This is a genomic window from Labrys miyagiensis (genome assembly GCF_030160835.1).
GTDB lineage: Bacteria > Pseudomonadota > Alphaproteobacteria > Rhizobiales > Labraceae > Labrys > Labrys miyagiensis.
In genome coordinates this window covers 170,095-196,594 of sequence record NZ_BSPC01000028.1, presented here as the reverse complement: position 1 = coordinate 196,594, position 26,500 = coordinate 170,095, and the positions used below count along the sequence as shown (strand labels likewise).

Here is a 26,500-nt window from a genome sequence, read left to right as displayed (position 1 = left end):
CCTTACCTCTCCCCGTAAGAACGGGGCGAGGGGGCGCAATCGATGCGCCTCTTTCTCGATCGTGTCATCTCGCCCGAACGGAGCCCGCTTTCTCCCCCCAACGCGCAAGCGCTCTCGTTCCCACGCCCTTTCCGGCTGGGTTGATGAGGAGACCGGGCGATGGCGGCTGCGGAGCAGCCGTGAAGGCAGGATCATGGAAGATGCAGGCCGCACTGTCGGTGCAGGCCGCCATCGCCCCGTTCCGGTTGCCTGGCCCGCTGACAAGGCGCGCAGGGCCACCTGTTTTTCCGCCTTCCGAAGGCGGAGGCGAGCCAGGAGCGGATGGCACGGACCATCCGAACCTGAGCCAGCCGGCTCGGTAAAGGGGCTCAGCGCTGCAGTCCTGGCCGGACAGTGGCATGAACCGTCTTCACCGCATCGGCGGGACGTGGGGACGAAGGCGTTGCCGGGCTCAAGCCCTTCACGCTCCGTCCAGGGATCACAGGGCACTTCCATGGGGTGCCGATCCCTCTGTCCCGCTCATCACCCCTGGAAGCTGACTCCGAAAGAAGGACAGCCGCCGCGTTCGCCCACCGCTTGGACAGGCTGTCGGGGTGGATGGAGGCGTTCGGGGCCGGAGGCGTCCCATGCCGGCTGCTGACGCCTCATTCCGTTAGGGAATAAAACACGGCAACGAACGAAAGTCAATATACGTTCTTTTTCTGTGCCAATGACCCAACGGCGTGCATCACCGACGGAGGAGGCCAAGCGTCGAAACAGTATTTCATGGTATTGAAACTGCGCATGCAAATTGCCCTCATTTCGCCACGTTCGCACCGGCAGGGCTGGGGGATGGTGATGTACGGTGTGATGAATTGAACAAGCATCAAATATCATCATGGAGAAGAGTAATAATAATTTTTTCTCGTTCGATAAAAATTCCACGTCAACAGAAACCAAAGTCAATATGTATACGTATATTTACGGAAATACAATTTAAATATTATTTCATATATATTTGTACATAGTTTATTATGAAATATAAATTTGATGATTTTTACGACATAATCGCTTTTGTTAAATTATGTGTATGAAATATAGAATTTATAAAAATTAATACAATCTGTCTATTGAGACCTCGAGGTCGACCGTCGCCGGCGTTGAGGCATAAAACGTTACGTCTTTCCACTTTTATGCTGTGCGAAAGGTTGTGACGGATTTGTCACGCTATCGCGTATTTTGAGATAATCGGCGTCGCCTGACTGGGCTGTGCGAATTCGCACAGCAAGTGATTCGTGGCGAAAATGGAATATTTCCCGGCTGAAATGAGATAGCATATCCAGGAGCGGGGCGTGGCGCGCCTTGGTATTCGTGAGATCATATACTTAAGTATTACGTTATTGACCCTACGGCTTAGGCGGTACATTCCGTAGGTGAGATTGTAAGATATTACCCGCTATGCTCTAGGTTGTACCAACTTCCTCCAACATTTTGCAAACGGCGCTCAGCCTGGCTGTGGCGTCAAGGGCGGGGCTCTGACTCTTATGAACTTCTCCTCGAACAACCGGACTGCGGCTAAAGCGGATGCTGGCTTCTCTCCTGAAGACAAGGCGATGAGTCGCGGCACGCGCCGCCGGGTGATGGCGATACTGCGGCTTGTCAGCCGTATCGTCGTTTTCGGCCGGAGTGCCAAGGCCGGCAGGCTCGGCGGCGCGGGCGTCTCGGCGTTGTTGGCAATGGTTGGCGGCCTCGCTTTCGCCGGGACGGGTGCCGAGGCAGCCTCTACCTGTCAGACGGGTACAGCCAATCAGACCACCGTAGCGGGAACGGCGACATGCGCCCTTGGTTCATATGATCCCACGATCAACGATAATAAGGTCGGGGCAACGATCGTCGGCAACGGCGACAATATCACGATTCAGGGGAATGCCAGTTTCGTGCAAGGGGATAGCGGCGGCGTAAACCAGCCGCTCAATACCCTGCCGATCGTTTCAGGCAATCCCAACCAGTTGAACGTCCAAACAGGATTGAAGAATCTGGCAGTTGCCTCACCGGATCCGATCACTGGCTCAACAACGACCGTCAACGCCTATAGCACTAGCAATTTTGTCCAATCGAATTGGGGGGATAATACCACTTGGGCGCACACGCATGACGTCAACGGGCGGCAATATATAAACGCCAATATCGCAACGGTTGGAGCGACGGGTGGGCGGGCAAGTGTCAGCATCGGCAACTCGGTCGATACAGCTGGGGTCGGTAGCGCGATAGACATCGAGTCGCGACAGACGGTTCTGACCTATGCGAATGGAACGGGAAATGCCACAAGCGAAGTTGACTGGACCTCGCGAAACCAAATCAAGCTGACGAGCGGTGTTGCAGCTACTGGCTCCAGTGCAACGGCAACGGCAACCTTTTCCGCTGCAACTTATGGCGGAACTTTTACCGCCTTTGACGGGAGCACGTGGACGGTCACCAATGTCACGCAGCTCCAGGCCTACAACAACTTCCTGATTGCTTCGGCCCAAAATGGCGCGTTGCATACCCAGGCCGCCTATGATGCGGCCTTCGCGCAGGGCGTAAGCTATTCCACCCAAAACGTTGTTTATGACAACTCGACCTCGCCAGGCGATGAACTTGGCTTGCCGTTGGGAACGCTTGCTGTCATCCAGGCAGATGGCGCGAAGGCGATCGGGCGGGTCACGGCCTCCGGGCAACTCGATGTTCGCGGCGGCTACGCTCTATGGGCCACCAACGGTGGAACGGTGATCAACGACGGAAGGATTTCAGGTCACTTTACCCAGGTCGAGCTGGAGAACGGCAGTATCGGAATCAACAACGGCGTAATCTCAAGCGGTTATGCCTCAGGCAATAATTTCGATACCTCAACGGGTGCCCCTCCGCCGAATAACTTCTCGTCCGCGGGGTATGTCGGAGGGCGAGGGGTGCTGGCAAGCAGTAGCACTTACACGAACAACGGCATCATGAATGTAGCCGGCAGGTCGGATTCCGGCCTGTGCACGGGGGCCGGGTGCTCGGACAACAAGGCGATAGGACTGACAGGCTCTTCAACGGCGACTAATACGGGCATTATCAATGTTGGCGTCAACCCGGGTATTATTGATGGGAGCGTGAGCGGAGCTGTTGTCAATGGCACGTCCGTTTTCACCAATGCCGCGGGAGGCACGATCTATTTGGGCCGGGCGGCGCAATATAGTGCCACAAGCCCGGAGGTGGTTCCGGATGTCGCCTTGTCGGTTCAGTCCTACGGCATCAGTATTACCGATGTGGGCCGTGGCTCTGGAAAGGGCATCAATAATGGCACCATAACCATCGGCACCAAGACGGAGAATGCTGCCGCCATGGCGGCGATGCCGGGAGCGACCGGTACGCTGACCAACAATGGCACGATCAACGTCAACGGCGCCGTTGCGGGCGTCCCGGCCCTCAATGTCGGCATGTCCGTTGTCGATTCGACCTCCATTGTAACCAACGGTGCAGCTGGAGTGATCAATCTCAATGGCGTCAACGGCGTTGGCATCCAGATACTCTCCGACAACGGCACGGCGACGGCCGCCACCTCTAACGGCACCATCCATGTGGCCGGCGGCGCCGATCCGGCTTCCGGCACTCGCAATTTCGGTGTGTGGGTGGATGGTGCCAAGGCAACGGCCACGGTCAACGGCGCCGTCAACCTCACCGGGCAAGGTGCTATCGGCGTGCATGCCCGCAATGGTGGGACAGTGAATGTAGGGGCCACTGGAGCGGTGAACTTCGTTTCCGGCTCCGACCAGATCGGCTTCTACGGCTATGGCAATGGCTCCAAGATCAACAACGCGGCGACTGCGCTCGACGTCTCCACCCAGAACTCGACTTTGTTCCTGATGGCGGGCGGGGCCGACTTTGCCGGGGGCACCTCCACCCTGACCGGCTCGGGCCAGGGCTCGACCGTGGTGCGCGTGCGCGACGCCGGCTCGGATCTGCAGAGCGGCGCCATGACGGTCAACCTCACCGGCACTGGTGCACGCGGCTTCTATGTCGAGGGCGGCGCCACCGGCACCATTGCCGCGACCGCCAAGATCAACATGCTGGGCGACGGCGTCATCGCCGGCATCGTCGATGGCCAGGACCATGACCTGACCGGGGCGGCCGTGGGGGCTCCGGTGCCGACCACCTCGCTGACCAGCGCCGCCACACTGACCTCCGCCAAGGACAACGTTACCGGCTATATCGCTGAGAATCAGGCCCAGTTCACCAATTCGGGCGACATCACCTTCACCGGCGCCCACACCACCGGCATCTCGGTTGAGACGGGCGCCACCGGCACCAATTCGGGCAATATCGCCGTCACCAATGGCGGCGTCGGCATCGCCGTCGCCTCGGGCGCAGGCGGGCTGACCACCACCGCCAACAACACCGGCAAGATCACGGTGAATGGCGGCTCGGTAGCCGACCGCACCCGCGGCGTGGTCGCCGACGGTGTCAATGCCGTCGCCAACATGCAGGCGGGCTCGACCCTGACCTTGAACGGCACCGGCGCCATCGGCGCCCAGGCCTTGAACGGTGCCAAGATTAATGTCTCCGGCACGGCCCTGCCGGTGTTCAACGGCAGCGACCAGATCGCCTTCCATGCCCTGGGGGCGGGCTCGACCATCACCAGCACCGCCACTGCGCTCGATGCCAACAACACCAGAGCCACCCTCTTCCGCATCGAGGATGGCGCCAGCCTGACCTCGGCCACCCCGCTCACCGCTTCGGGCACCGGCTCGGTGGCGGTCAATGCCACCGGCAAGACCACCAATGTCGAGCTCACCGGCGGGGCCCTCAACGTCACCGGGGCGAGCGCCACCGGCTTCATCGTCGAGGGTGGCGCCACCGGCAGCATTGATGCCGGGGTCTCCGCCAGCCTCACCGGCGCCGGCGGCCTGATCGGGCTTGCCGATGGCCAGAAGCACGACCTCTCGGGCGCCGCTGTCGGTGCCCCCGATGCCGCCACCACCCTGACCAACCAAGCGGCCATCGCCGTGGCGGGGGCCAATGCCACCGCCTTCCAGGCCCAGAACCTCGGCAAGATCGTCAACCAGGGCACGATCACCATGAGCGGGGCCAATGCCACCGCCGTGCATGTGCTGGCGGGCGGCGATCTCAACAACCAGGCCAACATCACCGTCGCCAACGGCACCGGCGTGTTCCTGGAGGGCGCGGGCTCGACCATCGAGAACGCCAGCACCATCACCGCCAATGATGGCACTGCAGCGCTGCGCATAGCCAACGGTGCGGGCCTGGCGGTCAACACCGGCACCTATGTCGGCGGCGGCACCGCCCATGCCATCCTGGTCGATACCGGCACCACCGGCCTCAACACCGGTGCGGTGACGCTGACCACCAACGGCACCGGCAATGGCATCGAGAACAAGGCGGAACTCGCCGGCATCGGCCTGACGGGGACCACCATCAACGTCAACGGCTCGGGCGCGGGTATCCGGACCGCCACGAGCACGGCGACGGCGTCCACCGCCACCATCAACGCCAACGGCGCCGGCGCCACCAGCTATCTGTTCCAGAAGGCCGACGGCACCGCCACGGCGAACGACCTCAATATCGGCGCGGGCTACGTCTTCAATGTCGTGGGGGCCAATGCCACCGGCGTCACCGTCAACACCACCGGCCAGGCCGAGGTGGACTCCAGTGTGCATGTCACCGGCGCCGGCGCCACCGGCATCAACGTGGCCTCGGCCAGCCAAGCCGTCATCGGTGCCACTGTCGATGTCGCCGCCGGCGGCGGCTCGGCCCTGAAGGTCGCGACCTCCAACCCGGTCGTCTCCACCGGCTCGCTGACCTCGCAGAGCACGGCCCCGGTGGTCGACCTCTCGCCGGCCACCGGCGGGGCGAACTTCACCAACCAGGGCACCATCGCCTCCACCGGCCCGGCCGGCACGGCGATCCTGGGCTCGGCCGCCGCCGATACGATCAACATGGTCGCCGGCAACATCACCGGCATCGTCAAGGCCGGCGCCGGTTCCGATGCGGTGAACTGGACGGGTGGTTCGCTCAATGGCTCGATCGAGATGGGCGCGGGCAACGATACGCTCACCATCGCCAACAAGGCCGCTGCGGATCTGGCCACCGTCTACCATCTCGACGGCGGCACGCCTGATAGTGGCGACAAGAACGACGTCCTCAATCTGAGCAACATCCAGTACGAGGGCGCGAGCCTGGCGGCGGATAACCTCGCCAAGGGCATCAACCTTGGCACGGGTTGGGATACGATCAACCTGAAGAACGGCACGGATTGGACGCTGACGGGCAACCTGACGATGGACGATCCCACGGTGAACATCGACGCCACTTCGGTGCTGCGCGCCGGCAACGGCATCAATCCGGTGATCGCGGCGGTGAACGGGCCGGTCACGGTGAACAATGCCGGCCTGATCGACCTGACCAACGGGACCACCGGTCCGACGGATACGCTGACGATCAAGGGCAATTATGTCGGCCAGGGCGGCACCATCCGGCTCGACACCTATCTGGGCGATGACGCCTCGCCCTCCGACAAGCTGGTGATCGATGGCGGCAATGGTGGCGGCACGGCGACGGGGTCGACCCTGCTCGACATCGTCAATGCCAGCGGTCCTGGCGCGCAGACGACGAAGGACGGTATTCTGGTGGTTCAGGCGATCAACAGTGCCACCACCGATCCCGCCGCGTTTCACATGAATGGGGCAGTATCGGCCGGTGCCTTCGACTACTCGCTGTTCTATGGCGGGGTCGGGGCCGACGCGACCAACCAGAACTGGTACCTGCGCTCGGTCGATCCCGTGCGTGGAGGGCCCGCTCTGAACCCGGACGCCCAGACGGTGCTGCCCTATGCCGACGTGCTGAGCACCTACGCCTTCTCCACCCTCGGCACCTTGCAGCAGCGCACCGGCAACCGCATCTGGCCGAACGGCACGCCGGCCGATCCGGTCTGGTGCAAGGATGCCTCGCAGAACTATCGCTGCACGCCCACCACCGAGCAGAACGGCGCCTACCAGCGTGGCGGCCCGGTGCTCTACGGCGCCGGGGCCTGGGGGCGGGTCGGTGGCCAATATTCGTCCTTCACGCCGCGGGCCGGTTCCTCCTACACCCAGGGCCTCGGCTTCACGCAGGCCGGCTATGAGGGCACCCTGTTCGAGAACGGGGCAGGCGAGCTGACCTTCGGCGCCTATGGCACCATCGGCACCTCGGTGGCCCGCATCAAGATGACGCGCGACCCGGTCAGCGGCGCCGTGCGGCCGGACGGCAAGATCACCACGACAGGCTATGGGCTGGGCGTCAACCTCACCTGGCTTGGCGACAACGGCCTCTATGTCGACGGCATCGGCCAGTTCACCTATTACCAGTCCGATCTCAGCAACAGCCGCGGCGGCAAGAACAAGGGCTGGTCCTCGCTGTTGAGCGTGGAAGTGGGCAAGCGCTTCGACCTCGGTTCGGGCTGGTCGATCGTGCCGCAGGCCCAGCTCGCCTGGACCCATGTCGACTTCTCCAGCTACACCGACACGCTGGGCGACAGGGTGGCGCTCGGCGCCGGCGACAGCCTCAAGGGCCGGGCCGGCGTGCGGCTCGAAAACCTGTCGAGCTGGAAGGGCGATGACGGCAAGATGCGCCGCCTGCAGATCTACGGCATCGCCAATCTGAGCTACGAGTTCCTGGGCGGCACCAGCATGGATGTCGCCGGCACCACGGTGCACCAGAAGAACCAGAAGCTCTGGGGCGAGGTCGGCGTCGGCGGCACCTATGCCTGGAACGACAAGTGGAGCGTCTATGGCGAGGCCGACATCGCCACCGCGCTCAGCGGCCATGGCGGCAAGGACAACTACATCGTCAAGGGTACCGCCGGCCTGCGCTATATGTGGTAGCCGGGAGCGCCCTGGGAGCGCGGACTTCCAGTCCGCTCTTGAAACGATACCGTTCCGGGACAGCCGGGGCGGTGATGGAAGCAGACCATGAAAAGGGCGTGGCCTCAGTCAGAGGCCGCGCCCTTCTGGTTTCGCGAAGCGGTTCAAGAGCGGACGGGACGTCGATGTGCGCTAGGATAAGCCGGTGAGGGCGCGGGATTCCCTCCCCGCCTTCGGGGAGGGTGGACCGGCGCAGCCGGGACGGGTGGGGGAGAGTGGCGCGACAAGGCCGGAATGGCTGATGTTGCGCCACTCTACCCCTTCCGTCAGTGCTTTGCACTGACACCTTCCCCGCAGTCGGGGAAGGATTCAGGTCGCGCCCTCGGCTTATCTTAGCGCCTATGGACGGGACGTCCGCGCTCCCGGGAATGATACCCGCGTCACGCCCCGTGGCCCTCCGGCATCGGCTCGGCCTTCCGGCTCGGTCCGCGCGGCTTGACGCTCCAGTAGTGGTGGAGGCGCGAGAGCATCAGGTAGATCACCGGCGTCGTGTAGAGCGTGAGGACCTGGCTCACCAGGAGGCCGCCGACGATGGTGACGCCGAGGGGGCGGCGCAGCTCCGTGCCGGGGCCGGTGGCGAGGATCAGGGGCAGGGCGCCGAGGATGGCGGCGAGCGTCGTCATCAGGATCGGGCGGAAGCGCTTCATGCAGGCTTCGAAGATGGCCTCGCGCGAGGAGGCGCCGTGGTCGCGTTCGGCCTCGAGGGCGAAATCCACCATCATGATGCCGTTCTTCTTCACGATGCCGATCAGCAGGATGATGCCGATGAAGGCGACGATGGTGAGCTCCATATTGGCGTAGCTCAGCGCGATCAGCCCGCCCAGGCCCGCGGAGGGGAGGGTGGAGAGGATGGTGAGGGGATGGGCGAGGCTCTCATAGAGCACGCCCAGCACGATATAGACGGTGAGCAGCACCGCGATCACCAGGATGCCGAAGCTGCCGCCCGATTGCGCCGCCTGCCTTGCATCGCCGGCCGCTTCCGCGTGGATGTCGTTGGGCAGATGCATCTCATCCACCGCCCGCTCGATGGCGTCCGAGGCCTCCTGCACCTTCACATTGGTATGAAGGTTGTAGGAGATGGTGATCGAGGGATATTGACCCTGGTGGTTGACCTGCAGGGGCGCCAGGCCGCGTTCGATGTGGGCGACGGCCGACAGGGGGACGATGCCGGAACTGCCGGGCACGTAGAGCCTCGATATGTCGCTGGGGTCGACGCTTCGCGAAGGCGGCACGGTCATCACCACGCGATATTGGTTGCGCTGGGTATAGATCGTCGAAATCTGCCGCTGGGCGAAGGCGTTGCTGAGCGCCGCGTCGATCTCGTTGATCGGCACGCCGAGCCGGGCCGCGGCGTCGCGATCGATCACGACGTTGGCCTGCAGGCCGCTGCGCTGGCGATCCGAATTGATGTCGGTGAGGCCGGGAAGCGTCTTCAGCTTGTCCATGAGCTTGGGCGCCCATTCCACCAGTTCGTCGAGATTGGGCCCCCAGAGCGTGTACTGATATTGCGATTGCGACTGACGTCCGCCGGCGCGTACGTCCTGCGGCGCGAACATGAAGATGTCGAGGCCGGCGACCGGGTGCAGGGCCTGGCGCAGCTCAGCGATCACCTCGTCGGTGGAAGGGCGTTCGTCGGGCGGCACCAGCGAGATGCTGAACTGGCCGGAATTGGTGCCGCCGAAGGGGCTGGAGCCGATCGAGGAGCCGACGCCGGTAACATAGCGGTTCTTCTGGATGATCGCCGCGGCCTGCTGCTGCCAGCCGACGACGGCCTGGTAGGAGGCATCGCTCGACGCCTGGCTGGAGCCCTGGATGAAGCCGCCATCGTCCTGCGGCACCAGGCTCTTGGGCAACGCACCATAGAGATAGAAAGTATAGGCGATCGTCGCGAAAATGATGATGAGTGTCGCGCCCCAATAGTCGAGCACGCGGCGCAGGGTGAAGCCGTAGAAGCCGACCATGGCGTTGAGGATGCCCTCGACCATGCGGTCGGCGAGGTTGTTGCGCTCATGGTTCTCGTGGTGCCCGCGATGGGCCAGGATCATCGGCGTGAGCGTCAGCGAGATCACCGTGGAGGCCACCACGGCGAAGGCCAGCGTCATCGCGAATTCCAGCAGGAATTCCCCGGTGATGCCGCCGGCGAAGAACAGCGGCAGGAAGACGGCCAGCAGCGACAGGCTGATGGAGATCACCGTGAAGCCGATCTGCCGGGCGCCCTCGATGGCGGCCTCGATCGGCGGCATGCCGGCCTCGCGTTTGCCATAGACGTTCTCCACCATCACGATGGCGTCGTCGACCACGAAGCCCACCGAGACGACGAGGGCCATCAGCGAGAGATTGTCGATCGAAAAACCGGCGATCCACATGGCGCCGAAGGTGGCGGCCAGCGACAGCGGCACGGTCACGCCGGCGGCGAGCACCGGCGTCGAGCGACGCAGGAAGACGAACACCACGAGGATGACGAGGGCCACGGAAGCCATCAGGGTCCATTGCATGTCGTCGACGCTGGCCCGAATCGTGGTGGTTCGGTCGGTCAGGACGGCGATGTCGATACCGGCCGGGATGCGCCCCTTGAAGGTCGGCAGCAACGCCTTGATGGCGTCGACCGTGTCGATGACGTTGCCGTTGGCCTCCTTGGTAATGGTCAGCAGGATGGCGGGCTTGCCATTGTAGGTCGCGCTGGAATTGACGTTGCGCACGCCTTCCTCGACCTTGGCGATGTCGCCGAGCCTTACTGCGGTGCCATTGCCGGCATGGATGATGATGCTGGCATAGTCCTCCGGCTTGGTGATCTGGCCGCCGGTGTCGATCATCGTGAAGGTGTCAGGGCCGTCGAAGGAGCCGAGCGGGCTGATGGCGTTGGCGTCCACGATGGCCTGGCGGATCGTGTCCATGGACAGGCCCATGGCCGAGATGCGGTCGGGCTGCAGCGTCACGCGGATCGCCGGCTGGTCGGCGCCGCTCACCGTCACATCGCCCACGCCGTCGACCTGCGAAATGCGCTGCACGATCACGGTGTCGGCGGCATCGAACATGTCGCTGGCGCCGACCGTGTCCGAGGTCATCGCCAGGATCAGGATGGGTATGGCGTTGGGATTGAACTTGCGTAGCGATGGCGTGGTGGAGAGGTCCGAGGGCAGGTCCGAGACCGAGGCGTTGATGGCCGCCTGCACATCCTGCGCGGCGCTGTCGATGTTCCGCGACAGGTCGAACTGGATGATGATGTTGGTGGAGCCGAGCTGCGAGCGCGAGGTGATCTCGGTCACGCCGGCAATCGAGCCGAGCTGGCGCTCGAGCGGCGCGGCGACGCTGCTGGCCATGGTGGTGGGGTCGGCGCCCGGACGGTTGGCGCTGACCAGGATGGTCGGCAAATCGATGGCCGGCAGGCTCGCCACCGGCAGCAGGCGATAGGCGGCAAGCCCCGCGAGCAGCAATCCGATCGACAACAGGATCGTGCCGATCGGCCGGCGGATGAAGGGCTCGGAGATGTTCATCCCTGCGGCGCCGGCTCGGGTTTGCGGCTGAAATAGTCGCGCAGGCGCTCGAAGCCGAGATAGATCACGGGCGTGGTGTAGAGCGTCAGGAGCTGGCTGAGCAGCAGGCCACCGATGATGGTGATGCCGAGCGGGATGCGCAGCTCCGAGCCCATGCCGTGCCCGAGCGCCAGCGGCAGGGCGCCGAACAGGGCGGCGAGCGTGGTCATCATGATCGGGCGGAAACGCAGGGCCGAGGCGGTGACGATCGCCTCATGCGGGTCCATGCCATGCTCGCGCTGCGCCTCGATGGCGAAGTCGATCATCATGATGGCGTTCTTCTTCACGATGCCCATCAGCAGCACGATGCCGATCAGGGCGATCAGCGAGAGCTCCTTGCCCGTATATTCGAGCGCCAGCAGGGCGCCGACGCCGGCAGAGGGCAGGGTGGAGAGGATGGTCACCGGGTGGATGGCGCTCTCATAGAGCACGCCGAGCACGATATAGATGGTGATCACCGCCGCCAGGATGAGCCAGGGCTGGTTGGCGAGCGAGGAGGCGAACTCCGCCGCGTCGCCCGTGAAGCGCGTGGTGATGGAGGCTGGCATGCCGGTATCGCGCTGCGCCCGATCGATTGCCGTTACCGCGTCGCTGAGAGAAGCATTGCGGGCGACGTCGAAGCTGACGGTGGCAGAGGGGAACTGGTCGTCATGCTCCACCACCAGTGGGGCAGTGCGATGCTCCACCGTGGTGAAGGCGTTGAGGGGCACCTGATTGTCGACGGCCCCCGACTCGGTCGGGATGTTGGTGGCCGAGCCGCTCGCGCCCACCGTGCCGGCATTGGGGTTGGTGGTGGTGGCTAGGCCCGAAGCGCTGGCCGAGCTCGACACATAGATGCGGCTGAGCACGCTCGGGCCGACCTGATCCTCCGGCCGTGCCTCCAGGATGACGCGATACTGGTTCGCCTGTGCATAGATGGTGGCGATCTGGCGCTGCCCGAAGGCATTGTTCAGCGCGTTGGAAACGTCCTGCATGGAGACGCCGAGGCGAGAGGCGGTGTCGCGGTCGACCTGCACGAACAGCTTGGAGCCGCCATTCTGCACTTCCGAGGTGACGTCCCGCATCAAAGGCGAGCGCCTGAGTTCGGCCGCGAGCTTGTCGGCCCAGTTGTCGACCTCCGTCGCATCCGTGCCGGTGAGCGTGTACTGGTAGGGAGCGCGCCCGGCGCGGGCGGTGATGCGGATATCCTGGACACTCTGATAGGTGACGGTGATGCCGGGGATCTTTCCGGTTTGCGCCTGCAGCCGCTCGATGATCGCGGTGGCATCGGCCTGGCGCTTGTTGCGCGGCTTCAGCACCAGCGAAAGCGAGCCTGTGTTGGAGGTGAGGTTGGTGCCGGAGACGCCGATGCTGGAGACCACCGACACCACGTCGGGATCCTTGCGGGCTATGTCGGCGACCGAGGCCTGCACGCGCTTCATGGCGTCGAAGGAGGCGGTCGGCTCCGCCTCGATCACGGCGGTGATGAGGCCGGTGTCCTGCTGGGGCAGAAAGCCCTTGGGGATGGCGATATAGAGCCAGATCGTCGTCGCCAGCGTGCCCAGCGTCAGCAGCAGCATCAGGAAGCCATGGCGCAGCGTCCATACCAGGCTGGCGCGATAGCCTTGGATGATCTTGTCGAAGCCCTTTTCGATCCATTCCAGCGGGCCCTTGCGTTCGCCATGGCTGGCGGTGAGCAGGCGCGCGCACATCATCGGCGTCAGCGTCAGCGAGATCACGGCGGAGACGACGACCGCGATGGTCAGCGTCAGCGCGAATTCCCGGAACATGCGCCCGACGATGCCGGTCATGAACAGAAGCGGGATGAACACCGCGATCAGCGAGACCGTCAGCGAGATGATGGTGAAGCCGATCTCCTGGGCGCCCCTCAGTGCTGCTTCGAACGGGCTCTCGCCCTCTTCGATATGGCGCACGATGTTCTCGATCATCACGATGGCGTCGTCGACCACGAAGCCGGCGCCGATAGTGAGCGCCATCAGCGAGAGGTTGTCGAGGCTGAAGTTGCAGAAGTACATCACGCCGAAGGCGGCGATCAGCGACAGCGGGAGCGCCACGCCGGCGATGATGGTGGCGCGCAGGGTGCGCAAGAAGATGAAGACGACCAGAATGACGAGGCCGACACTGAGCGCCAGCGTCATCTCGACATCGTCGATCGAGGCCTGGATGGTCTGCGTGCGGTCATTGACGATATCGAGCGAGACATCGGCAGGCAGGCTGCGGCGCAGTTCCGGCAGGGCGGCGAGCACGCTCTTGACCGTGGAGATCACATTGGCGCCGGGCTGGCGCATGATGTCGAGCACCACCGCCGGCTGGCCGTCGTAGTAGGCGCCGACGCGGGCATTCTCGAGGCCCTCGACGACATCGGCGATGTCCTTGAGGCGCACCGGCGCGCCATTCTTGTAGGCGATCACCACATTGGCGAAGGCATCCGCCGCGCTGATCTGGTCGTTGGCGGCGATGGTGTAGGACTGCGCGGCGCCGTCGAGCGAACCCTTGGCGCCGGCCACGGTGGAGGAGGTGATGGCGGTCCTGATGTCCTCGAGGCCAAGGCCGTAGGCGGCGGCACGGGTAAGGTCCACCTGCACCCGCAGAGCGGGGCGCACGCCGCCCTGGACATCGACATGGCCGACGCCGCTCACCTCGGCAAAGCGCTGGGCGAGCAGCGTGTCGGCCATGTCGGAGAGGTTGCGGATGGTCTGCGATTTCGAGCGCAGGGCCAGCGTTACGATCGGCGTGTCGGCCGGGTTCACCTTGGCGTAGGTCGGCGGGTAGGGCAGGCCGGTGGGCAGTGTCGCGGCGGAGGCGTTGATGGCGGCCTGAACGTCCTGCGCCGCGCCATCGATGTCACGGCCGAGATTGTACTGCAGGGTGATCTGGCTGATGCCGAACGCCGAGGAGGACACCATCGTCGAGATGGCGGGAATCTGCCCGAGATTGCGCTCCAGCGGCGCCGTGACCAGCGAGGCCATGGTCTCGGGCTCGGCGCCCGGCAATTGCGTGGTGATCTGGATGGTCGGGAAGTCGACCTGCGGCAGCGGAGCCACAGGCAGGGCGAAATAGCCGAGCAGGCCGCCGAGCAGCACCGCGACCCCGAGCAGCGAGGTCGCGATCGGCCGGAGGATGAAAGGGGCGGAGACGCCGTTCATTGGGCCGGCTGGCTCGTGGTGTTGCCGCTGTTGGCAGTGCCGTTGTCACTCCCGGACTGGCTGCCTTCAGCCGCATTGGCGCCGCCCTGCTGATGCCGGCGGCCGCTGCCATTGCCACCGCCCTTGTGCCAGCTCTTGCCATTGCTATCGCCCTGTGCGGCATCGCCCGCCTGTGGCGTGTCCGCGCCGCCCGTACGTGCGGGCGTGGCGGGGGCAGGCGTCGCGTCATTGCCGGCATTCGCGCCAATGCCGGCGCCTGCCACCGGAGCCGCATTGCCGGCCGGGGCCGTCACCTCGACGGCCGAGCCGTCGCTGAGGCGGGCAAAGCCGGTGGTGATGACCTTCTCGCCGAGCTTGAGCCCGGTCTCGACCACGGTCTGCTGATCCCCCTGCTGGCCGAGGGTGACCGGCCGCAGCTGGGACTTGTTCTCGTTCAGCACATAGAGGAAAGGCCCGTTCGGCCCGCGCTGAACGGCAGCGGTGGGCACCACGATGGCGCCCTTCAGCGTCTTCACCAAAAGCCTCGCATTCACGAAAGCTCCCGGCCACAACGCCTCGGAATTATTGGGAAAATTGGCCTTGAGCTTGATGGTTCCGGTCGTCGTGTCGACCTGGTTGTCGATCACGTCGAGCGTGCCGGTATCGATCACCGTCTTGTTGTCGCCGCGTAGCGCCTGCACCTGCAACGCGCCGCCGGCGCTAGCCGCCATGATGTCGGCGAGCGACTGCTGGGGCAGGTTGAAGAGAACCGAGATCGGTTTCATCTGAGAGATGGTGACGATGCCCGTGCCGCTATTGGCCTGCACGACATTGCCGATATCGACGCTGCGGATGCCGGTGCGTCCATCGATGGGAGCCGTGATCACCGTATAGGCCAGCGTCGCCTTGGCGCTGGCGATGGCGGCATCGTCGGATTTGAGCAGGGCCTCGTCCTGCGCGACGGTGGCGCGCTGGGTGTCGGCGGTCTGCTTGGTCACCGAATTGGTGGCGACGAGCCCCTCATAGCGCTGCAGATCGATCTTGGCATTGTCGAGCGAGGCCTGGTCCTGCGCCCGCTTGGCGATGGCCTGGTCGAGCGCCGCCTTGTAGGTGGAATCGTCGATCCGGGCGATCACGTCGCCTGTCTTGACGTCCTGTCCCTCCTTGAAGGGGAGATCGACGATCTGGCCATTGACCTGAGGCGTGATCGTCACTGTGTTGAAGGCCTTCACCGTGCCGACGCCATCCAGCGTCACGGGCACGTCGGCGGCACTCGCATCGGCCGTCAGGACCGGAATCGGACCGCTGTCGGAACCGCCGCGCCGCCCGCCCCGGCGTCCGCCACCGGCTCCACCGGCCTGACCGCCCGCCGAAGGGGCGCCCGCGCCGCCGCCCTGGGGGGGATCGCCCGCCGCTGATGGCGGTATATAGGCTTGAAGCCATTGCGGGGCTGAGGTCCGCCATTTGTCCCGCGTCACATAGGCCGCCGTGCCGCCGGCGATCAGCAGCACCGCCACCGTGAAGAGGCTCCGCGAGAGTTTCGCCATTATCAACCCAGTCGAATCATCGAAAGAAATCTGCCGTCGGAACGGCGTTAACAGTCATGACACTTAATTTTGTGGCGTCAGTGGGGTGGGCGCGGTCCAGCCGCCACCGAGAGCCTGGTGCAGGCTTACAAGCGCCTGCAATCGCTGCAATTTGACTTGCGCCAGTGTGTCCTGGGCGCTGAACAGGGTCTGTTCGGTCTGCAGCACGGTGACGAGGTCGACCGTGCCTTCCCGCAGCTGCCGTTCTGAAATGTCGTAAGCCTGCCGGGAACTGGTGACGACGGCCTGTTGCAGAGCCAGCTGCCGGCTGAGCTGGCGGACCTCCGCCAACGCATTCTCGACGTCGACGAAAGCCTGCACCACCGATTTGCGGTAGGCGGCGAGATCGGCGTCCTGCACGCCATTGGCGCGCTCCACGGCGCTGCGCAGCGTGCCACCGTCGAAGATCGGCTGCGTCGCGCCGGCGGCGACCTGATAGAAGCCTGCCGCCGGATCGAACAGGCTCTTGAGGGCGGCGCTCTCCACACCGCCCTGGCCAGTAAGCGAGATCGAGGGGAATTGCGCGGCATAGGCCGAACGCGCGCTCTGGTGCGAGGAGATCAGGGTCGCCTGCGCCGCGGCAACATCAGGCCGGCGAGTCAGCAATTGCGAAGGAATGCCGGCCGCCACCACGGGCGCATGGACGCTGCCCGTGCCGCCGCCCTTGACGCTGACCAGGGCCGGCGGCTTGCCGACCAGCAGGGCGATGGCGGCCCTGTTTTCCGCGATGCTCAGTTCTAGCGGCGGGATGCTGGCACGCTGCTGGTCGAGCAGGCTCTGCTGCTGGGCCACGGCCAATGCCGTGGTGGTGCCCGCCTTCAGCTGGTTGTTGAGAATGGTGAGGATGCTGCTGGCGCTGGTGGCGTTGTCGCGGGCGATGCCGAGGCGATCCTGCGCCGCGAGAATGCTGAAATAGGCATTGGCGACGCTGGCGATGGTGGTGAGCTCGACGGTGTCGCGGTCATACTGCGTCGCTGCCAGGGTCGAGTTGGCACCCGCCAGCGCCTGGCTGTTCTTGCCCCAGAAGTCGATCTCGTAGCTGGCGCTCGCTGAGAGGGAGTAGGTCGCCCGTCCCTGGCCGACATGCCCGGTGAGCGATGCCGAGCGGGCACGCTGGGCCGAGGCATCGCCATTGATCTGTGGAAAGAGGGCCGCGCCGGCGGCCGTGATGCCGGCCTGGGCCTGCTCCACATTGGCGATGGCGGTGGCGATGTCGAGATTGTCGATACGCGCCTCCTCGACCAAGGCGGTCAGCTCGGCGGAGCGGAAGCTACGCCACCAATCGGCACGCACGGGCGGAGCTGGCTTGTCCTTTGGGGCCTGCTGATAGGCCGGTGGCACCGCGACCGTGACGTCGAGCGGCTTGACCTCCGCGCATCCGGCCAAGATAGCGAACAGAGGCGCCACGACCGCCAGGGGCCTGATAAAGGGTCGGGATACGCACGTTTGCCGCTGAACTGACTTCACGATAGGGCCTTCTGTAGGGGTGGCGTCGCAACGACCCCATAAAAAGAAATCGGTGCTTGTTCGCGAATGCAAGAGCGGACCTGCAGACGCGAATGCGGGTTGCCTCAGCGGAAATTCCCAGATCCCTGCCTGCCATATCCATTAAGGTTGTGGCAAGGATATGATGGCCTGACCACAATTGAGGCCTCAAGCCAGGCCGGAAGGCGCCGTAATCTCTCACTAACATTTATGATCGAATTGTGTTTCCGGTACACGCGCCGGTTGGTAAAGTTTTGTTAAGAGATAATTTTTTGCCGGCAAGATAGTTGGCTATCGTTTTGCTGGTTAATTCGATCTTTCTATCTGATTTCACAAGGAAAATCATTAAACGGGACGGTCGCCGGAAGAGGGCGCGTGCACGACCTGGTGCGTCGATTTTGGGCGGCGGGGCTTTCATTTTGCCACGCATTGGGCTATCGCCTGTTTACGGTTTGGAAACTTTGCCGCAATTTGGACATATTGTCCGGGCGTTCTTGTGGCAGAGATCCGAAAGGATTTCCGAATCTGGGCACGCGGTGAAGGACGGTCTCGTGCTCCGAAATGAAACAGCAGGATGCGATTGCCTGCGCCCCGCCATGTCGTGAATTCCACGGTATCGCCGCGCGCAGACCCCAGTCGGGTCGCTGCCGATAAAAAGGAATCTGAGATGGCGGAAAACCTCTCGGCTGTTCAAGATCTCGTCGAGTTGCGTATTTCCGACACTTCTTCCGATTTCCGGAATGTCCGGGCGGTTGCTCCCGCCGCCAAGCTTGCCCTTGCCGTTCTCGGCTGTGCCGCCCTGGCAAGCTGTGCCTCCAACAATTACTCCCACAACGTGAAGGCCGCACCGCAGGTTGCTGAAGCTGCTCCCATCATGGCTCCGCCCATCGGCGCGCCGACGGTTGCCACACCGCCCGTTCGCAGCAAGAACGGTACCGACAAGCCTTATGTCGTCGGCGGCAAGCGCTATGTCCCGGCGACCGGCGATTCCAAATACACCGCCGTGGGCCTGGCTTCCTGGTATGGCGCCGACTTCCATGGCCGCAAGACGGCCGACGGTGAGCGCTTCGACATGATGGGCCTCACCGCCGCCCACAAGACCATGCCGCTGCCAAGCTATGCCCGCGTCACCAATATGAGCAACGGCACTTCGATCGTGGTGCGTGTCAACGACCGCGGCCCCTATGTTCACGGCCGCCTGATCGATCTGTCGAGCCGCGCTGCCGATCTCTTGCAGTTCAAGGGCTCGGGCGTTGGCAAGGTGAAGATCGAATATGTCGGCCGTGCGCCTGATACGGGCGGTGACACCAAGATGCTGCTGGCTACCCTGCGGACGGACGGCACGCCTGCCCCGATGCCGGGCGCTGCACCGAACACGATGATCGCCGATGCGACGCCGCAGGTCGCCCCGACGGTGAGCGAGACGCCGTCGCCGATCGTCAGGCCGGTTGAGGTGCCACCGATGGTGGCTCAGGCCGAGCCGGCCGTGGCGGTGCCTGCACCGGCCCCGGCTCCGGAAGCTGTTGCCAGCCTGAACATGGCTTTCACGCCGCTGCCGCCCACGCGTCCGCGCAGCTCGGACGGTATTCTGGGCAAGACCGTCACGCCGCCCTCGATGGGTTCGGTCGGTCAGGTCAATCTCGCCAAGGCCAAGGTTCCGCTACCGCCGATCCAGCCTTCAATGACCGTCGAGCCGTCGGCCACGGCTTTCGCCTCGCCGGCTCCCGCCGCCCTGCCGAGCGTGATCCCGACCCCGCCGGTCACCGCTTCGATGGGGCAGTGAGCTCGGGTTCATTGCGAATTGGAATGAAGAAACGCCCGCAACAGTTTGTGGGCGTTTATTTTTTGGAGTGGCGGTCTCCGACCGCCATCTTCATTTCGGGTAGGTCTATCGTTTCCCGGAGTAGCGGTCGGAGACCGCCGATTCTTCAGTCTCCTTTGGCAAGTGGCAGATCCTGACGTGACCCCCATTCGGCCCAGGAGCCGTCATAGATCGCTTCCACTGGTTTGCCGGCCGTCTCGAAGGCGAGCGCGAGGATGGCTGCCGTGACACCGGAGCCGCAACTGGTGATCAGCGGCTTTGAAAGATCGACCCGCGCGGCCTCCAGGGCTGCAAGGATCTTCTCTGGCGGCGCCAGGCGCCCGTTCTCCACCACCTCGGTGAAGGGCAGGTTCCGGGCGCCCGGCATGTGGCCGGCGCGCACGCCTGGGCGCGGCTCGGGTGCGTCGCCCCGGAAGCGATCGGCCGAGCGGGCATCGACAATTTCGGCGGCATGCCCGGCGAGAGCGGCCTGCACGTCCGCGGCGCTTTTCACCTGGCGGCGATCAAGCACGGCCTTGAAGTGTGCGGGTGCTTTAGGGGGAACACCGCTTTCCGTCGGGCGTTTTTCAGCCAGCCAGGCGGGCAAGCCGCCATCGAGGACGAAGACATTGCGGGCGCCAAAAACCCGGAAGGTCCACCACACGCGCGGCGCGGAGAACAGGCCGGAGCCGTCATAGACGACAATATCCTGCGTCTCGCCGATGCCCATGGCGCCCACGGCTTCGGCAAAGGCGGGTTCGGTCGGCAGCATGTGGGGAAGGCCGCTCGAGACATCCGCGATCTTGTCGATGTTGAAGAATACGGCGCCGGGAACATGGGCCGTCTTGTACTCCTCATAGGCATTCCGGTTGGCCGCGGGCAGGTACCAGGACGCATCGACGATGGCGACGGTGGGGTCGCCCAGACGGGCAGCGAGCCATTCTGTGGAGGCAAGGTGGGGCGAGGATGTCATGGGGCAGGGAACCTTCTTGCGTGGTTCCTCCCATCTAGGGTTTTTGGCGGCGGATGCACAGGGGACTTATCGGCACTGACGGTGCAAACTTAGGGGTGGGACGCTCATCCGTCCTTGCTTCGCTCAGCTCGCAATGACGACGTTTCAACTGCTTTACGCGGTGGCATCCTTGACCAAGTAGCAGCTGATGATCTTCAGGCTGCCGTCATCCTGGCGCACCAGCGTGTAGATGGCGCGCCAGCTGTCGCCATCAGGTCCGACGATCGCGACCGATTGCACGAACTTGCCGTCCATCTGCTTCAACTCGCCGAAGCTGAAACGCCGCGCGCGGTAGATCGGCTGGTAGCCGTTGCGCACCATGGCCATGAAGGCATCGGGCGAGGGGAAATAGAGCTTCAGGCTGGGCGCTGCGAAAGAATAGGCGGTCTCGCCATCATCGCGCAGGAAGGCCTGGATCTGATCGCTGATGATGGTGTGGATGGTGCCCTCGTCGTCATCGACGAGGATCACGGCCATTGGCCGGCCGAGCGTCGCGGGGGCGAGGGGAGCGGCCATCGCAGGCGTTAAGGCGAGAAAGACAAACACAGCGGCAGCGGGGCGTACACGCATGGCGAGATCTCCTTCGCCATGCTACGCGCTTCCCGCCCGGCCGGATCATTTCTAGCGATCACGGATACGTGATCGCTAGAGCAAAGCGCGACTAAGCGTAGACGCTGCTTTACTCTAACTCTTTGTTTCGACGCGTCTTTGCGATTCTTGGCGATTCCTTCAAATCGCAAAACGCTTTGGTCTTTCACTCGCCGACGGCGGCCTTGTCGAGGAACCAGTGGATCGGCCCGGCCGCGGTGACATGGGCGGAGGGCAGGTCGGCTCCCGCGAACACCTTGTCCAGGATCGGCTTCTTGTCCGCACCCGCAGCGAGGAAGGCGACTGCCCTGCTGGAGGCGATGGCCGGGAAGGTCAACGTTACGCGAGGCACGAAGGGATCGAGGCCGGGCTCCGAGGAAATCACCCAACGGTTGCGCACGGCGAGCGAAGGCTTGCCCGGGAAGAGCGAGGCCGTATGGCCATCGGAGCCGACCCCCAGCAGCATGATGTCGAAGAGCGGGCGTTCCGGATCCAGCGTGTCGGCGCCGTAGAAGCGCTTCAGCTCGGCTTCATAAGCCAGCGCTGCGTCCTCCGGCGTGGTCGGCGAAGCGGCGATGACGTGGATGTTCTCCGGCGGCACGGGCACATGGTCGAGCAAGGCCGTCTCGGCCATCAGCGTGTTGCGCCTGGCATCGTCGGCGGGAACGATGCGCTCATCGCCCCAGAACCAATGGATGCGGCTGAAATCGAGACCGGAGCGCCAGGGATCGCGCGTCAGGCGCTCATAGAGGCGCTTGGGCGTGGAGCCGCCGGACAGGGCGACGGCCAGCGGGCCGGAACGGCTGGCGAGCTCGGCCACGAACCAGTCCGCCGCGCGGTTGGCGAGCGCATCGGCATCGGCGGAAACGTCGAGGATACGTTCTGTGCTCATCCGATGGGCCTCCAACTGCGCCCGTCGCGTGCGAGCATGATGTCGGAAGCGGCCGGGCCTTCGGAGCCGGCCGCATAGGTGGAAAGGCCCCGCTCGCCGGCGATGCCCCAGGCGTCGAGGAAGGGCTGCACGGCGCTCCAGCCGGCTTCCACGCCATCGGCGCGCTGGAACAGCATGGCATCCCCGATCATGCAGTCATAGATCAGCGTCTCATAGCCGGTGCTGGCCGCGGCCTCGAAATAGTCCTTGTACTTGAACTCCATGCCGACGCCGGCGAGGTCCATCTTCGGGCCCGGCACCTTGGCGTTGAAATGCAGCGTGATGCCCTCGTCCGGCTGGATGTCGAGCACCAGCGTGTTCGGCCCCATGCCCGAGAGGGAGGTATCGCGGAACATGGCGATCGGCGCATCCTTGAACTGGATAGCGATCTCCGTCTTGCGCTTGGCGAGCGCCTTGCCGGTGCGCAGATAGAAGGGCACGCCGGCCCAGCGCCAATTGTCGATGGCGAATTTGATCGCCGTATAGGTCGGCGTCACACTCTTGGGATTGACGTCCTGAGAGGCGCGGTAGGCAGTTACGGCCTGGTCCTTGACGATGCCCGGTCCGTATTGGGAGCGCACCGAGTTCAAGATCGCCTGCTCGGGCGTGTATTGCGTGATGGCGGCAAGCGCCTCGGCCTTCTCGGAACGCACGGAATGGGCGGCGTAGCGCGCCGGCGGCTCCATGGCGATCAGCGACAAAAGCTGGCACAGATGGTTCGGCACCATGTCGCGCAGCGCCCCGGTCTGGTCGTAGAAGGCGCCGCGCCGCTCCACCGTCACCGTCTCGGCCACGCTGATCTGCACATGGTCGATATGGTCGCGGTTCCAGATCGGCTCGAACAGGCCGTTGGCGAACCGCAGGATCATGATGTTCTGGACGGTTTCCTTGCCCAGGTAATGATCCATCCGGTAGATCTGGTCTTCCGTCAGCACGCTGAGAAGCTGGCGGTTGAGAGCCTGCGCCGAGGCAAGGTCGGTACCGAAGGGCTTTTCGACGATGACGCGCCGCCAGGGCCCGCCTTCCTCCTCCTGGCTGAGCCCAACCTCGCGGAGGAGGCGGGTGATCGGGGCGAAGCCATTGGGCGGCGTCGCCAGGTAGAACAGGCGGTTGCCGCCGGTATTGCGGCCGGCCTCGACCTTCTCCAGATGCTTGGCGAGGTCCTTGAAGCTGTCGGGATCATCGACCTGCGCCACCACCGAGGTGACGCAGCCAAACAGCTTGTCGGCGACGGCCTGGTCGACGGGGCGCGTCGCAAATTGCTTGAGCCCATCCACCAGCATCTGCCTGAAGGTATCGCCCTCCATAGGGCGGCGGACGACACCGACAATGCAGAAGTTCTCGGGCAGCAAGCCGGTTGCAGCCAGATTGTAGAGCGCCGGCACGAGCAGGCGCTTTGTCAGGTCACCATTGGCGCCAAACACAACGAAGCAGCACGGGCCAGCCGCACCGCCCTTGTTGATCTGATAGGCGTTCATTTCTCAGGCCTTGGGTTCCACTGCTTTGGGCTCGACATGGCCGCCGAAGCCCTTGCGCATGGCGGAGAGGATCTTCTCCGCATAGGTGTGCTCCTGGCGGGAGCGGAAACGGGTGTAGAGTGCGGCCGTGAGCACCTCGGCCGGCACGGCCTGGTCGATCGCCGCCTCGATGGTCCAGCGTCCCTCGCCCGAATCTTCCACGAAGCCGGAATATTCGGTGAGCTCGGAGTCGGAGGCCATGGCCGAAGCAGTAAGGTCGAGCAGCCAGGAGGTGACCACCGAGCCGCGGCGCCACACTTCGGCGATATCGGCCATCTTGAAGTCGAAGCTTTCGCCCTCGGCCTTGCCCTCGGCATTGGCGGAGCGAAGGATGTCGAAGCCCTCGGCATAGGCCTGCATCAGGCCATATTCGATGCCGTTATGGATCATCTTGACGAAATGGCCGGCGCCGGGCGGGCCGGCATGGATGTAGCCCTGCTCGGCGCGGGGATCATGGCCCTCACGGTTGGGCGTACGCGGTACATCGCCCATGCCGGGGGCAAGGGTGGCGAAGATCGGGTCGAGGCGGGTGACGGTTTCGGCCTTGCCGCCGATCATCATGCAATAGCCGCGCTCCAGGCCCCAGACACCGCCGGAGGTGCCGACATCGATATAGTCGAGGCCCTTGGCAGCCAGGCTCTTGGCGCGGCGTACATCGTCCTTCCAGTTGGTATTGCCGCCATCGATGATGACGTCGCCCGGCGACATCAGGCCGGCAAGGGTGTTGATCGTGCCCTCGGTGATGGCGCCGGCCGGCAGCATCACCCAGATGGCGCGCGGCGCGGCAAGCTTGCTGACGAGGTCGGCAAGGTCTGCGGCGCCCACGGAACCATCGGCGGTGAGGGCTTGGACGGCCTGTTGCGCCCGGTCATAGACGACCGTGCCGTGGCCATTCTTCATCAGGCGGCGCGCAATGTTGCCGCCCATGCGCCCAAGGCCGATAATTCCCAATTGCATTGGCTGATCTCCTCTTGCCGCTCCACAGCAGCTGGTTGACAGCTACGTGCTTAGCACCCTTTTCGACGCTCGCAAGCTCATGTAATCAACAGCGCGTGAGGATGACACGGCTATGACGCTATGTTTTTGCATGGCGGATCGCCATTGTTGGCTTGACCCACCCGCGCGAGGCGCTTAGAGACACCGCACTCGCGGGTGCAACCACCCGATTGGTGAGAGCTCGTAGCTCAGTCGGTAGAGCACGTGACTTTTAATCATGGGGTCATGGGTTCGAATCCCATCGAGCTCACCAAAAACATCGATAAATTACAATCAGTTACGAGCGACTGAGGGCGCAAGCGTGGCGCCGTGGCCATCGAATATTGTATCGGGATGACGCAAGGGTAACGAAAGCGGGCCTTGTGCGCCGTTACCCTGGCCTGATTTGTTACCCCGACTGTCACCCCGCTTGATCAGCGCCCGCAATTCCCTGTTCGGCACCCTCACGTCTCTCCGTGCCGCCGGATCCGCTATCAACCATCGCCGACTACGATCTTGAACAGCGCGTGACCTACAATGGCGGCTCCAGGTACTAGACACTGCGCCAGGCCGTTGATGGCTATAGGCACGAGAGGTCGCAGCTAATCGCCCACGGATTATGTCGAGCTCCATACCGACGGTCATGGCGAAGACAGCATCACCACCGAGGACGAGCTGCAAGTGCTTATCGATCGCCCGGACTGCTCAGATCCGGACGATACCGCAGGCCAAGCAGTCGCTTCGGCGTGATATTCGACGCCCGGAACGGCGAAATTGAATCTAAGTGTTGCTTAACTGTGACATCAATTTCCTGCAACTTCTGGTAGGTATACGTTACCCTTTCATTGGATGATCGATATCATGAAGTCCCTTTTGATCGCCTGCTCCTTTTTCGCGCTTCTTGCTCCGAGTGCATTCGCTGCGGATCTTGCCCCTCAGCCTGTCGAGCCGGCTGTTCCTGTCGTGTTGCCGTACAGCTGGACCGGTTTTTATGTAGGCTTGCATGCGGGCGCTGTCTTCACCAATTCCTCGGCAAGGGTCGGGGCTGTCAACTTTAATGATCTTGATGATACCGGCTTTATCGGCGGTGCACATGCCGGCTACAACTACCAGTTCGATGGTGGCTTCGTTGTTGGTGTTGAGGGCGACATTGACTACACGAGCCTGGACAAGAGTACGAATACTGTTCTGGGCGGCGTCCTTTTCAAGGCCAATATCAAGAGCGAATGGCAGGGCTCCGTCCGTGCGCGCGTTGGCTATGCGTTTGACCGCTTCCTGCCTTACATCACCGGCGGCGTAGCGTTCGGTGACGAGAAGTTCAGCGCCATTCAGACAGTTCCGTTCGCCCGTGTGTCGAACAGTGATACTCGGACTGGCTGGACCATAGGTGGTGGCCTTGAATACGCTGTTACCGACAATTGGCTGGTGCGCGGCGAGGTTCGCTACACCGACTTTGGGCACAATTCGTTCACTGCCTCGGGCGTCCCAGGACGTGTGAAATTGGACGAAGTGTCGACGACAGTGGGCGTCAGCTACAAGTTCTGACATGTGGGTGCGTGACACTAAGGGCCCCGCTTCGGCGGGGCATTTATTTTGGCGGATAGATCGCTTGCGTTCACTACACCTTGCTATCCCTGATAATCCGACCGCCTTGCTGTAGCCTGATGCGATTGTTCTTCGGCCATTGCTCGACCAGGACTTCGTAGGTGGTAATCCAGCCCGCGCGGTGGATGCGTCGGCCGTCTTGGGCGCATCGTCGAGGGCAAGCCCTTGAGGAAACCTAGAGCAAAACGCGTTTAGGCGTAAACGCTGCTTTGCTCTAACTCTCTGTTTCGACGCGTCTTTGCGATTCTTGCCGAACCGTCGCCCGTCCTGTTGCCGGAATCGACAGCACCTCGCCTGAGGCATTCGCGACATAGGCCTCCTTCTGATTCTTGCCGAGCGTGCCTTTCGCCGCGCGCCCGGAAACATTGGCCACATCCGGCGCACCAATCAGCTTACGGATCTGCCGTAGGGCATATACGTGGGTAT

13 protein-coding genes and 1 tRNA gene are annotated in these 26,500 nt (G+C 63.6%); 4 read left to right on the top strand and 10 right to left on the bottom strand.

The features are described 5' to 3' along the window. The first annotated feature begins 1,592 nt into the window (after window positions 1–1,592). The gene (locus tag QQL24_RS17090; protein WP_284313494.1) at window positions 1,593–7,877 is read left to right on the top strand and encodes an autotransporter outer membrane beta-barrel domain-containing protein; all 6,285 of its coding nucleotides are present in this window, start codon (window positions 1,593–1,595) and stop codon (window positions 7,875–7,877) included. A 419-nt stretch (window positions 7,878–8,296) separates the two neighbouring features. Here the strand turns inward: QQL24_RS17090 and QQL24_RS17085 are convergent, their stop codons facing one another. The 4 genes from QQL24_RS17085 to QQL24_RS17070 all read right to left on the bottom strand — a co-directional run bounded on the left by QQL24_RS17085 (window position 8,297) and on the right by QQL24_RS17070 (window position 17,567). Beyond that, complete coding sequence (locus QQL24_RS17085; RefSeq protein ID WP_284313493.1) at window positions 8,297–11,410, bottom strand: efflux RND transporter permease subunit; 3,114 nt, start codon at window positions 11,408–11,410, stop codon at window positions 8,297–8,299. Then, window positions 11,407–14,595: an efflux RND transporter permease subunit gene (locus QQL24_RS17080; protein WP_284313492.1), complete on the bottom strand. Its 3,189-nt coding sequence runs from the start codon at window positions 14,593–14,595 to the stop codon at window positions 11,407–11,409. The genes QQL24_RS17085 and QQL24_RS17080 overlap by 4 nt, the downstream gene beginning before the upstream one ends. Next, window positions 14,592–16,121 carry an efflux RND transporter periplasmic adaptor subunit gene (locus tag QQL24_RS17075; RefSeq protein WP_284313491.1) on the bottom strand — a complete coding sequence of 510 codons (1,530 nt, stop codon included), beginning with the start codon at window positions 16,119–16,121 and terminating at the stop codon, window positions 14,592–14,594. The genes QQL24_RS17080 and QQL24_RS17075 overlap by 4 nt, the downstream gene beginning before the upstream one ends. Window positions 16,122–16,184: 63 nt before the next feature. Continuing rightward, a complete protein-coding gene (locus QQL24_RS17070) occupies window positions 16,185–17,567 on the bottom strand; it encodes an efflux transporter outer membrane subunit (protein ID WP_284313490.1) in 1,383 nt (460 codons plus the stop codon). Window positions 17,568–18,312: 745 nt separating this feature from the next. Here QQL24_RS17070 and QQL24_RS17065 point away from each other — a divergent pair. Next, window positions 18,313–19,428 (top strand): septal ring lytic transglycosylase RlpA family protein, encoded by a 1,116-nt coding sequence (locus tag QQL24_RS17065; RefSeq protein WP_284313489.1) that lies wholly within the window; start codon window positions 18,313–18,315, stop codon window positions 19,426–19,428. A gap of 145 nt (window positions 19,429–19,573) precedes the next feature. Here QQL24_RS17065 and sseA read toward each other — a convergent pair whose 3' ends face one another. From sseA to gnd, 5 genes are all read right to left on the bottom strand, one after another. Then, on the bottom strand, window positions 19,574–20,419 hold the full coding sequence (sseA, locus tag QQL24_RS17060) for a 3-mercaptopyruvate sulfurtransferase (RefSeq protein WP_284313488.1): 846 nt from the start codon (window positions 20,417–20,419) through the stop codon (window positions 19,574–19,576). A gap of 153 nt (window positions 20,420–20,572) precedes the next feature. Then, window positions 20,573–21,028, bottom strand: a complete 456-nt coding sequence (locus QQL24_RS17055) for a DUF4864 domain-containing protein (RefSeq protein ID WP_284313487.1) — start codon at window positions 21,026–21,028, stop codon at window positions 20,573–20,575. A gap of 184 nt (window positions 21,029–21,212) precedes the next feature. Next, window positions 21,213–21,938, bottom strand: a complete 726-nt coding sequence (gene pgl, locus QQL24_RS17050; protein ID WP_284313486.1) for a 6-phosphogluconolactonase — start codon at window positions 21,936–21,938, stop codon at window positions 21,213–21,215. Further along, complete coding sequence (gene zwf / locus QQL24_RS17045) at window positions 21,935–23,455, bottom strand: glucose-6-phosphate dehydrogenase (RefSeq protein WP_284313485.1); 1,521 nt, start codon at window positions 23,453–23,455, stop codon at window positions 21,935–21,937. The genes pgl and zwf overlap by 4 nt, the downstream gene beginning before the upstream one ends. Before the next feature lie 3 nt (window positions 23,456–23,458). After that, a complete protein-coding gene (gnd, locus tag QQL24_RS17040; protein WP_284313484.1) occupies window positions 23,459–24,451 on the bottom strand; it encodes a phosphogluconate dehydrogenase (NAD(+)-dependent, decarboxylating) in 993 nt (330 codons plus the stop codon). A gap of 216 nt (window positions 24,452–24,667) precedes the next feature. On the opposite strand from gnd, the gene QQL24_RS17035 reads away from it, so the two are divergent. Next, window positions 24,668–24,743, top strand: a tRNA-Lys gene (locus QQL24_RS17035). Between the two features lie 587 nt (window positions 24,744–25,330). After that, the gene (locus QQL24_RS17030; RefSeq protein ID WP_284313483.1) at window positions 25,331–26,014 is read left to right on the top strand and encodes an outer membrane protein; all 684 of its coding nucleotides are present in this window, start codon (window positions 25,331–25,333) and stop codon (window positions 26,012–26,014) included. 274 nt (window positions 26,015–26,288) lie between these two features. Here the strand turns inward: QQL24_RS17030 and QQL24_RS17025 are convergent, their stop codons facing one another. Next, a complete protein-coding gene (locus QQL24_RS17025) occupies window positions 26,289–26,447 on the bottom strand; it encodes a hypothetical protein (protein WP_284313482.1) in 159 nt (52 codons plus the stop codon). Window positions 26,448–26,500 lie beyond the last annotated feature (53 nt).